Origin of the sequence: Prosthecobacter sp. (assembly GCF_044373815.1) — a bacterium.
Classification (GTDB): Bacteria; Verrucomicrobiota; Verrucomicrobiia; order Verrucomicrobiales; family Verrucomicrobiaceae; genus Prosthecobacter.
In genome coordinates this window covers 1-11,401 of record NZ_JBIPNG010000194.1, presented here as the reverse complement: position 1 = coordinate 11,401, position 11,401 = coordinate 1, and the positions used below count along the sequence as shown (strand labels likewise).

The 11,401-nt window shown below is 60.4% G+C and carries 6 protein-coding genes; 4 read left to right on the top strand and 2 right to left on the bottom strand.

The window, feature by feature from the left end; genetic code table 11:
* From ACIREA_RS16370 to ACIREA_RS16355, 4 genes are all read left to right on the top strand, one after another.
* A partial coding sequence (locus ACIREA_RS16370) for a thioester reductase domain-containing protein (protein WP_397383369.1) occupies positions 1–5,671 on the top strand: 5,671 nt, incomplete at its 5' end.
* Positions 5,672–6,018: 347 nt separating this feature from the next.
* Positions 6,019–7,050, top strand: coding sequence for a hypothetical protein (locus tag ACIREA_RS16365; protein ID WP_397383368.1), 1,032 nt, complete (start codon positions 6,019–6,021; stop codon positions 7,048–7,050).
* A gap of 52 nt (positions 7,051–7,102) precedes the next feature.
* Entirely contained in the window at positions 7,103–7,582 is a 480-nt protein-coding gene (locus ACIREA_RS16360) for a YpsA SLOG family protein (protein ID WP_397383367.1), read from the top strand.
* A gap of 92 nt (positions 7,583–7,674) precedes the next feature.
* Positions 7,675–8,991 carry a sodium:proton antiporter gene (locus ACIREA_RS16355; RefSeq protein WP_397383366.1) on the top strand — a complete coding sequence of 439 codons (1,317 nt, stop codon included), beginning with the start codon at positions 7,675–7,677 and terminating at the stop codon, positions 8,989–8,991.
* Between the two features lie 424 nt (positions 8,992–9,415).
* On the opposite strand, the gene ACIREA_RS16350 is transcribed toward ACIREA_RS16355, so the two are convergent.
* On the bottom strand, positions 9,416–10,129 hold the full coding sequence (locus ACIREA_RS16350; protein WP_397383365.1) for a L,D-transpeptidase family protein: 714 nt from the start codon (positions 10,127–10,129) through the stop codon (positions 9,416–9,418).
* Between the two features lie 172 nt (positions 10,130–10,301).
* Positions 10,302–11,189, bottom strand: coding sequence for a branched-chain-amino-acid transaminase (gene ilvE / locus ACIREA_RS16345; RefSeq protein ID WP_397383364.1), 888 nt, complete (start codon positions 11,187–11,189; stop codon positions 10,302–10,304).
* Positions 11,190–11,401: the final 212 nt, after the last annotated feature.

The following is an 11,401-nucleotide window of genomic DNA, read 5'->3' as shown; positions in this document are numbered from 1 at the left end:
CGTGTCGGAACTCGATGGCAAAGCTTTTTATCAATCTGCCGCCACCGCCGAGCTGCACTACGGCCCGCAGTTTCAGGCGCTGACGCATGTCTGGGCAGGCCAGGATGAAGCCCTCGGGCGCATCGAACTGCCTGCCGCTATGGTGGCGGAAATGGACCGCTACATCGTTCATCCCGCACTGCTGGACGCCTGCATCCATCCAACCATCGCCATTCCGGCGGACGGTCTTTACCTCCCGGCGCGCATGGAGCGCATCCGCTGCTACTCCAGGCCCGGTGCCAAGGTGTGGGCCTATGTGCGCAGGACGCAGGCGATTGCGAAAAAGATCATCGTCATCGATCTCTTCATCCTCGATGACGACGGCAATGTGCTGCTGGAGATCACCGATTTCCTCTGCAAGCACACCGCCATGAGCAGCGCGCCGGGCTCTGGTGCGCAGGCCGACTGGCTCTATCAGTCCGAGTGGCAGCTGAAGCCTCTCTCCGCAGTGCCGAGCGTACGCACGCCTGCAGACTACCTGCCCGACAACGGCAAGCTGGCCGCAAAGCTCCGCGAGAGCGCTGCTGATTTCAGCACGGCGCTCGGCATGAACGCACGCTATCAGGAGTGGGAACCGCGCTTTCTGCAGCTGTGCCGCAGTTCGATTCTTGCGGTGTTCAAGAATCTCGGCTGGCGCCCCAAACCGGGCGAGACCTTCACGCTGCCCGCCTTGCTGAAACGAACCAAGGTGCAGCCCACGCACGAGCGCTTTGTGCACCGCCTGCTCACCTTGCTGGAGCCGGACGGCTGGTTGCAAGCTCAGCCATCTGCCGAAGCACCTGCATGGACGGTCACGGCCAAACCGGCCGCACTGAATCGCGACAAGCTCTGGCAGGATCTCGTCTTCCACTTCCCCGCCTTTCATCCCGAACTCATGCTGCTGGACCGCAGCACCGACGGACTGGCCGATGTACTGCGCGGCAAGAGTGACGGATCAACCGTACTCTCCGCGAACATGCTGGAGCACTTTGAAGCGGCGTCCGTCTTCACGCGAGTTTACAATCACGTGATCGGTGAAGCCGTCAGCGCAGCGCTGGCGCAGGTCCCTGAAGGCAGGCGCGTGCGTATTTTGGAGATCGGTGCGGGCACCGGCGGTGTGGCTGCCAGCGTGCTGCCACGGCTGCCGCAGGCGGGTGTGGAGTACTGCTTCACGGATGTCTCGGACCGCCACTTTGATCAGGCCGGGAAAAAATTCAGCGACTACCATTCGGTGCAGTACCGCGTGCTGGATCTCGATCTGCCGCCGGCTGAGCAGGGTTTTGCCGACGAGCGTTTCGACATCGTCCTCGTTTCCCATGCGCTGTCATTGACGCAGAACGTGCAGCAGTCTCTGGGGCATGTGCGCCAGCTGCTCGCCTCCGGGGGCCTGCTCATGGTCCTGGAGATTGAACGAGCCACTCCCTGGCATGATCTGGTATGCGGCACGGACGCGCGCTGGTGGAACTTCCAGGACACGGTGCTGCGTGTGCAGCATCCTGTTCTGCCATCTGCTGACTGGCAGAAGGTGCTCTCTGCGACAGGCTTCAGTGCCGTGGAGGCCGTGGCTGATGTCACGAATCAAAGTCAGAGCGGGCAGGTCGTACTGCTCGCGCGCGGCCCGGAGCTGCCGCAGCTTGCTGGCGTCATTGAGGAAGCACCTGCGGAGCCTGGACTTTGGGTGCTCTTTGTCGATCAGAATGGCCTTGCCCATTCAATCGCTGACACGCTGCGCGAGCGTGGCGACACCTGCGTCCTTGTCAGAGCATCGGACTGCCTCACGCTTATCGCTGATGATGACATTCATATTGATGCTTCATCACGGGAGGACTACACCCGCCTGCTCACTGAACTCCTGCCGTCTATGCCTTTGCGCGGCGTCATGCACTTCTGGAGTCTCGACGCGACAGATGAGATTGCTCAGTCTCAAACACTCGTCTGCCACAGTTCGCTCTATCTGGTGCAGGCGCTGATAGCAGCAGGCCATGTATCGCTGCCCGGCCTGTGGTTCGTCACGCGTGGAGCACAGCCTGCTGGTGAGAAAACTTCCGCGATCTCCCTCATGCAATCGCCGCTGCACGGCATGGTTCGCGTGATTATGAGCGAGTATCCGGACCTGCACTGCCGCAGCATTGATCTCGATGCTTCTGGCGGGGATGATACAGCCATCCTGCTCAACGAACTGCTGCATGCGGATGCGGAGGCCGAGATCGCCTGGCGCGGTGAGGCGCGCTACGTCCACCGTTTAGTGCATGGCTCGCTGGATCATCTGGCGCAAACCTCCACGTCCACGCTCAACGCTGAGCAGTGCTTCCGGCTTGAGTCTGCCAAACCTGGCTCATTGGACAAGCTGGTGTTCCGCGCCAAGGAGCGCCGCGCGCCCGGCCCGAATGAAGTTGAGATCGAAATCTGCGCCGCTGCGCTGAACTTCCGCGATGTGATGAAGGCGCTGGGCATTTATCCCGCCGAAGCTGCGGATGCCATGCTGCTTGGCGATGAGTGCGCCGGACGTATTGAACGCGTGGGGGCCAACGTGACGCAGTTCAAACCGGGGGACGAGGTCATGGCGCTCGCGGCCGGGTGCTTCGGCACGTATGTCACCACGGTCGAGTATGCGGTGCTGGCAAAGCCCGCGCACCTCACGATGGAAGAGGCGGCCACGATGATGGTGACCTATTTGACCGCCTCCTACGCGCTTACGCATCAGGGGCGCATGACGAAGGGTGAACGTGTGCTCATTCATGCCGCCACCGGCGGTGTCGGTCAGGCGGCGGTGCGCATCGCCAAGGCCACTGGCGCTGAGATTTTTGCCACCGCTGGCAGCGCGGAGAAGCGTGCGTTCTTGAAGAAGATCGGCGTGGAGCATGTGCTGGATTCACGCACGCTGGCTTTTGCCGGTGAGGTCATGCGCATCACGAATGACGAGGGCGTGGACCTTGTGCTGAATTCACTGGCGGGCGAGGCCATCCATCAGAGCCTTTCGCTGCTGCGGCAGTACGGCCGCTTCCTTGAAATCGGCAAACGCGACATCTATGGCAACACCAAGGTGGGGCTCTTCCCATTCCGCCATAATCTTTCGTATCACGCGATCGACCTTGGTCATGCGCTCGATCCGCGCAATTCGAAGTCCATCATGGGCAGCCTGAAAAAGCTGTTCGGCTCGCGCAAGCTACCTGCGCTCCCCTATCGCTCGTTTGCGCTGGCGGATGCGGCGCATGCCTTCCGCTACATCACGCAGGCAAGGCAGATCGGCAAAGTGGTGCTCACCATGGCGGATGCCAAGGTCTCGCTCAGCGCCGACACTCCGAATGCGGCGCTGCTGTTGAATCCTGATGCCACCTACCTCGTGGCGGGTGGGCTTGGGGGTTTTGGACTGGCCATGTCGCAGTGGCTTGTGAAGCAAGGCGCGCGCCATCTTGTTCTCTCCAGCCGAAGTGGTGCATCCACCGATGAAGCCCGTGCTGGTGTGGCAGCCATGCAGGCCGCAGGTGCGGAGGTCAGTTTGATCAAGTCCGACGTGAGCGATCCTGCGAGTGTGACCGCGCTGCTGCAGGAGATCGCGCAATCGCATCCACCGCTGCGAGGTGTTTTCCACGTCGCTATGGTGCTGGATGACGGGCTGATTTCGCAGTTGAATGCGGAACGTTTCACCAAGGTCACCACGCCGAAGATCAACGGCGCGTGGAATCTGCATTTGCAGACGCAGGGAGTGACGCTCGATCATTTTGTGATGTTCTCCTCGGTGGCATCCATCATCGGCAGTCCCGGCCAGGCGAATTACGCAGCTGCGAACGCCTTCCTGGATGCCCTGGCAAACCACCGGCGCATGCAAGGCCTGCCGGGCCTCACCATCAACTGGGGGGTCATGGCCGGTGTCGGTTACGTGGCGCGGCACAAGAAATTGGAGGAGCATTTTGCCCGCATCGGCTGGGCGGGCATCACGCCTGCGGAGAGCCTGCCCATCCTGGGCCGACTCATGCGGCAGCCTGCCATCAGCCAGATGATGGTCTCGCGCATTGACTGGTCCAAGTGGGCCTCCGTCACGCCAGCCATCATCACAACTCCACGCTATGCTCTGCTGACCACGGAAGACGCGCTCAGGCAACATCAGTCCGACGACGCCAACTGGCTGCGCGAGGCCGTGCTTGGCGCCGCGCCTGCAGACCAGCTGGGCATTTTGGACACCTTTCTGCGCGAGCAGGTGGCCAAGATCCTCCGCACCACTCCCGGCAAGATTGATTCCAAACGTCCGCTCAATGAGATCGGTATTGACTCGCTCATGGCGGTCGAGCTCATCCATCAGATCGAAGGTCAGACCGGCATCGCCATCCCCACGGGCCAGCTCATGGGTGGCGCTCCGACGGTGCAAAAAATTGCTGAGATCCTGCTCAACATGATGACAGGCGGCAAAGCCGAGCCTGCCGCCACTGCGACGGAATCTGCGGCGCTTGTCCCTGCTGAAAATGACATGGTGCAGGATGCCGACCTCGCCCGTTGGAACATTCCTTTCGCTGCGGGGCATGTCCCGGCAGCACAGATCCAGCAGCCGCAATGCCTCTTCCTTACCGGAGCCTTGGAGTTCCTCGGCGCCTACCTGCTGCGTGATCTTTTGCAGAAGACCCATGCCACCGTGCATTGCCTCATTGGCGCTGCCGACACTGAAGACGCCGTGCTGCAGATCGAGGCGCATTTGCAGAAGCACGGCTGCTGGGAGGAGTCCTTCCGCGCCCGCATCATCCCGGTCCTGGGTGACCTCGCGCTGCCTTTGCTTGGCCTCGAGCCAGCCGCCTTTGATGAACTCGCCACCACTGTGGACAGCATTTATCATACTGCGTCACACATCAATCACATCGCCGCCTATGCGCAGCTCAGGACGATCAATGTGAGCGGCTCGGTGGAGATCATTCGTCTGGCCGCCCAGACCAGGCTCAAGCCCGTGCACTACCTCTCAAGTGTCAGCATCTTCGCCGCAGGGGATGCCAGCGATGAAGAGCCGTTGCGCGAAGATTCGCCGCTGCCGCTGCATGAAAAACTCGTCGTGGGCTACAGCCAGAGCCGCTGGGTTTCCGAGCAGTTGTTTGCGCAAGCCCGTGAGCAGGGCCTCCCCGTTCATATCTACCGCCCAGGCCTGCTTGTGGGTGATGACCGCACGGGCATCTGCCCCGCTGACAATGTGATCTGGATCTTCCTCAAAACCTGCCTCGCCATTGGAGTGGGACCGGACTCAGGAAACAGCACCCTTCTCACGCCGGTCGATTTCGTGGCCGCCGCCATCGTGGGGCTCTCGCTCAATTTCACCGGCACCGGACGCAACTACCACCTTATCAACCCCGCCGCCCCCGGTTTCCGCGAGGTGCTGAAACTCACGCGCGATTTCGGCTACTCCATCCGGGAAGTGTCGGAGGCCCAGTGGGAGGCAGACCTAGTCGGTGGGGACCTCGGCATGCAACAAAATCCGCTCGCCGTGTACCAGCTCTTCATTCCGCGCCAGGTGCTTTTCAACCTGACCCAAGAGCGGTCCGCCGAATTCTGCCACAATGCGCTGCAGGACCTCCATGACAGCGGAATCACCTGCCCGCCGATCGATCAGGCCCGTATGAACCTCTACCTCCAGCACCTCTCAAGCATCGGCTTCCTGCCACCCGCCGGGACCTGAAGTGCTCCAATTGCGACTACCGCTCCGTAAAGCGGCGCCCATTGAACCTTGCGCAATGGACTGACAAGCAGAGCATTTCTGCTGGAAGTGGACTCAGTGCCTGAATGCGGCAAACTCGCAGCGGGGCTCATTGCAGACGCTGCTGGCGGGACAAAAGTGTGGCGGAGTACTGGGTTTGCTTCCCATACTGGCTGCCAGAACCCAGGGGAGCACTCGCTAGAGCTCGGCACCCCTGGGCTATATGACGGAAGGTCGTTGGCCTTCAAGGCAAGGAAGTCAGTCTATCGCACAAGCCTCAAATAGGTCTGTCTTGATAGTTGGAACGCGAAGTGCGACACAGCGCCGGCATGAACGAGATCACCAAGCGCAAAAACTTCATCCCCGTCACCGATGAGCTGATCGAGTACCTCGATCAGTTCGGGCGCTGCTACTCGCTGCCCACGCAGTATGATGAACTGCGCAATTTCTCTGAAAGCTACCCGCTTTTCGACAAGGAGGGCAACGCCACCTACTGGAGCAGTGTCCTTTATCCGCGCGAACTGCAGAAGGAGCTCTACCCCAAGCTCACCAGCATTTACTCGCAGCTCCGCACGGGTGATTTCCACGCGGTGCCGCATCTCTTCGTGGAGCGCGTGGACTACTGCGAATTTGGCAACTCCCGCCCCTTCCGCGTCCGGGTGGTGAACCAGTACAATGACAACTACGACCACTTTTACGTGAAAACGGCGGACGCCTCCCGCGTCTATGGGCTGGAGCTGGAGCACCTGCTTTCCCCCAACCGCATCAACTACCTGATGCACCGGGGAGGCACACTGGTGGAGGAGCACATCGCCGGAGTGCCGGGAGACGCCTTCATCCGCGACTACCTCCAGCGCCCTGACTTCAACGGCGTCCGCCTGGCCAAGGAGTTCGTCAAATTCAGCGAACGCTGCTTCATCCGCCTCCTGGGCGACATGCGCAGCTACAACTACGTGGTGGACATGACGCCCGACTTTGAGGAGGTGCAGTACCGCGTCCGTGCCATCGACTTCGACCAGCAGAGCTATGAAGGGCGCAAAAGCCTGTACCTCCCGCAGTTCTTCAAAGAGAACAACCCGGTGGTCCAGCTCTGCTCCGCCTGCCTGAACTACCCCACAATGAAGCAGTACCAGGAGGAGGAGCGCAGCCTCATCTCCCGCCGCTATCTCTCCGAGCACCAGCGCATCACCTCCCTGCTGCACTGCATGAAGAACAATGCGGTCGAGCCTTTTGAAAAAGTCGTCCAGCTTCGCTCCGAACTGGGTGAGTACCACAACTCCCATCTGTTTGATTCCTGCAAATCCATGGGCGAAATCGTGGAGCGCAATCTGGACCTGATGCTGGGACGGCACCTGGAATAAAGCGAGATCGTGCTTGCCGTAGACGCTGTCCTGATTTCTTCTGAACGTTCCCATGGCTTTCAAACTTGTCATCATCACCGGCGCTCAGATGGGCGTCGAACGCGCCGCTCTGGAGTGGGCGTTGAAATACGAATGCCCGCACGGCGGCTGGTGCCCGAAGGGCCTGCTCGGATCTGCGGAACCGCTGGACCCGCGCTACAAGCTCAAGGAAGGCGAGACGGAAAACGTGATCGAGGCCGTCAGTTCCAATGTGCGTGATGCGGAAGCCACCCTGGTCTTCACCCTCGCCCCCAAGGCCGCAGGCACCGCCCAGAAGGCCGTCAGCACCGCCCGAAAGCTGAAAAAGCCCGTGCTTCACGTGCACCGCGGCATCCTGGGTGTTTCAGAGAAGATCGTGGCCTTCATGGACAAGTATTACATCCGGCGCATGCACATCACCGGCTCCGCAGACACCGATGAACCCGGCATCAGCGACTGGGCGATTGGCGAACTCGAAAAAGCCAAAGGCATTCTGGACCGCCGTCCGGAGTAAGCGCTCCCAGCCTCTCTCCCGAGGATTTTCCAGCTTTCGGCCCACCGATTGCGCCTATCCACCTGTCCAGACCTCCAGCTATTCCCCGCTGCATGTTCTTCCTCGCCAATGCCCCCGCCCATGCCGCGCTGCCTCCCATGGGCATGCTGGCACCGTTTGCCATTCTGCTGCTCTGCATCGCGCTGATGCCGTTGTTTGCGGCGCACTTTTGGGAGCATCATTATCCGAAGGTCGCTTTGGCGCTGGGGCTGGTGACCGCAGCCTATTACGCCTTTGTCCAGCACGACTGGCATCCGTTGCAGCACGCCGCGAATGAGTACGTCAGCTTCATGGCGCTGGTGGGGTCCCTCTTTGTCATCTCTGGCGGCATCAACATCCGCGTCAAAGGTGAGGCGACACCGCTGATCAACACCCTCTACCTGCTCATCGGAGCTGTGCTGGCCAACTTCATCGGCACGACCGGCGCCTCCATGCTGCTGATCCGCCCGTGGATCCAGATGAACAAGTTCCGCATCACCGGCTTCCACATCGTCTTTTTCATCTTCATCGTCAGCAACGTGGGCGGCAGCCTCACCCCCATCGGCGATCCACCGCTCTTCCTGGGCTTCCTGCGTGGTGTGTCGTTCTTCTGGGTGCTGCAGCACTGCTGGCAGGCCTGGGTGCTGGCCCTTGCGCTGCTGCTGGGTGCTTTCTTCATCTTCGACACGCGCAACTTCGCCCGCGTCCCCAAGGAGATTCGTGAAGCGGAAACCGCGCATGAAGACTGGTTCTTCCGTGGCCTGCTCAACATCGTGTGGCTTGGCGTGGTGCTCGCGGCGGTCTTTCTGCCCAAGAGTGTGCAGGAGACCAAGCTGCTGGGGGTGTTCTCCATCCCTGCGCTGGTGATGTTTGCCGCCGCCGTGGCCTCTTATTTCACCACCAAGCCGGAGGTGCATGAGGCGAACGACTTCAACTTCGGTCCGGTCAAGGAGGTTGGCTTTCTCTTCGTGGGCATCTTCCTCACCATGATCCCGGCGCTGCAGATCCTGCAAAGCGGTGAGGCGCTGAAAATCAGCTCGCCGATGCAGTATTATTTCACCACGGGCGCGCTCTCCGCCTTCCTCGACAACGCTCCGACGTACCTCTCCTTCCTCGCCGCCTCGATGGGCCAGCAGCATCTCTCCGTGGATTCTCCGGCCGACGTGATGACTTTCGCGGCTGAGCATGCGCCACATCTTATTGCCATCTCACTTGGCGCGGTGTTCTTCGGAGCGGGCAGCTACATCGGCAACGGCCCCAACTTCATGGTCAAAGCGATCGCTGACAAATCCAAGGTTCATGCGCCCACGTTCCTGGGGTATCTTTTCCGTTTTTCCATTCCCATCCTGCTGCCCATTCTCATTTTGGTGGGGTGGGTCATGGTGAAGTAAACCGAACTTCCAAGGTAACTATTCAAGTCCCTGCGGAGGCCAATGTGCGCTCCCGAAATCTCTCCCCTCACCCAGCCTCTCCCCGAAAGAGATATGGAGCAACGGAGCCTTGGGCGGGGAGAGGAGATTCGCGCTGGAGCACTTGGAAACTTCATCGGAGCCGCAATGCGTCCCCCCCCTCTCCCCGTCGAGAGTATGGCTTGGGGCATGTCTTCTTCAGGGAACCGTAGCGAAGCGAAGATAGACGAAGTCAAAGGCTGGGTGAGGGGGCAACTGAAAACGTCGAGAGCGCAGCTAGGCGTCCCCGCTGGCGAATCCGCCCCCTTCCCCTTGCAGACTTTAGAGGGGTCCTGAATAGTCACCTTCAAGTTCGTTCCCTCTCACCGAACTTGGAAGTTCGGTTTACGTTTCGGACTCGAACGCGCTACTCGTTTTCGTTTAGATAGATCGTGGCTCCACGCGGGGGTCTGCGGGTCCACTTGAACCAGGAAGGCTTGCTGGCATCCACAACTGCGCGGCGAACTGTCGTTTTTGGCTTGGCTGCTGGCTTCGACTTCACTTCTGCAGCCGATGCAATCTTCGCTTTTTTGGCAGCATGTTTGGGCTCCGCCGAAGCCACATCGGGAATCGTTTCGACGCCGATGGGAATCGCGCTTTCCGTGGCGGCGAGAGAGCTTTCTCCAATGATTTGGACTGGTGTTCCCTGCGGTGTTTCCTTGAAGAAGATGGCGGCCATTTTGGTGGGCAGCCGAATGCAGCCATGCGAGGCCGGATACCCAGGCAGGTAGCCCTCATGCATGCCGATGCCGCCGACGATGCGCATGAAGTAACGCATGTTGGCACCCATGTACTTCGTGCCAGGTGGCGCAGGGTCGGTGCGGGTGTCCACATCCCCCTGTACGACGTTGCCTTCCTTGTCCACGTAGGAGCCGAAGAGCGAGGAACGATGGTCGATGTCCTTGTCCAGGATGCTGTATGAGCCGGTCACCGTGCCATGGCTCTCACGCCCCGAAGAGATAGGCGAGACCCCGACGAGTTCCTTGCCCTTGTAGTACTGCACGCGCTGGGTGCTGAGGTTGATGACGATCTTGGGACTGCCCACGACGCCATCGCCCTTCCACCAGGCGCGGCTGCTCATTGGATTCTCCGCGACCGGCTGCGGGCTTGAACAGCTGAGAGCGGTCAGGGACCATCCCAGCAGCAGCAGCCCTCTGCAGCAGCGGGCGAATGGATTCTTCTGATTCATCCTTGGGGAACTTGCATTTAGCGCGCCATCTTCCAACTGGAATTTGGCGCAGCCGTCACCTACCTCATGCATAGGTGACCGGAGTGCCGGTGCTGTTTGCCAGCGCCTTGAAGCGCTTCGTCAGCTCCTGAGTGAGCTTGCCGGGGGTGCCGTCGCCAATGGGGCGGCGGTCATACTTCACGGCGGGGATGACTTCCGCGGCGGTGCCGGTGAGGAAGCATTCGTCGGCGGTGTAAATGTCAAAGCGCGTCATGACGGCCTCGGTGCAGGGCTGGCCCATTTCCGCGAGGATTTCCATGACGGCACGGCGGGTGATGCCATCCAGAGCGCCAGAGGAGATCGGCGGGGTGGTGACCTTGCCGTTTTTCACGATGAAGACGTTGTCGCCGGTGCATTCGGAGACGAAGCCCTGATCGTTGAGCATGATGCCCTCGTCGCAGCCGGCCTGCAGACACTCGATCTTGGCCATGATGTTGTTGAGGTAGTTCAGGCTCTTGACCTGGGGGCTGAGGGCTGCGGAATTCGGACGGCGGGTGCCGCAGGTGATGAGATCCAGGCCCTTCTCATAACGCTCTGCCGGATACAGCGTGATGCTGCTGGCGATGATGAACACGCTGGCCTTTGGGCACTGGTAGGGATTCAAACCGAGGGAACCGACGCCGCGTGTGATGACGAGGCGGATGTAGCCGTCGCGCAGATTGTTGGCAGCCACGGTGTCGAGCGTGGCTTTTTCCATTTCCTCAAAGGGGATCGGCACGGTGAGGCAGATGGCCTTGGCGCAATCGTAGAGGCGGTGCAGATGCTCGGTCAGGCGAAACACGCGGCCATTGTAGATGCGGATGCCCTCGAATACGCCATCCCCATAAAGCAGGCCGTGGTCGAAGACGGAGATCTTCGCCTCGGATTCAGGAACAAGCTTGCCATCAAGGTAAATGAGTAGATTCGCGGACATGGGGCGCGTAGAATCCACAGGCAGAAGGGTTTTGCAAGCTCTGGCAATGTGCTTGCGCAGGACCGAATCGCGCTCATCCTGCGCGCCCCGTTTAACCCGCACCCAGAAATTACCATGGCCGACATCCAAACCAGCGCTGCAGACAAGAAGGAAAAGGAATTCTTCACCGACGTCCCCCAGGAGGCCCCCGGCTTCTTCCTCAAGGGCTGCCA

What these genes read in the sequence shown, in the direction of transcription:
- ilvE (WP_397383364.1), bottom strand. Translation starts at nt 11,189, where the DNA reads ATGTCCGCGAATCTACTCATTTACCTTGATGGCAAGCTTGTTCCTGAA.
- ACIREA_RS16350 (WP_397383365.1), bottom strand. Translation starts at nt 10,129, where the DNA reads ATGAGCAGCCGCGCCTGGTGGAAGGGCGATGGCGTCGTGGGCAGTCCC.
- ACIREA_RS16355 (WP_397383366.1), top strand. Translation starts at nt 7,675, where the DNA reads ATGTTCTTCCTCGCCAATGCCCCCGCCCATGCCGCGCTGCCTCCCATG.
- ACIREA_RS16360 (WP_397383367.1), top strand. Translation starts at nt 7,103, where the DNA reads ATGGCTTTCAAACTTGTCATCATCACCGGCGCTCAGATGGGCGTCGAA.
- ACIREA_RS16365 (WP_397383368.1), top strand. Translation starts at nt 6,019, where the DNA reads ATGAACGAGATCACCAAGCGCAAAAACTTCATCCCCGTCACCGATGAG.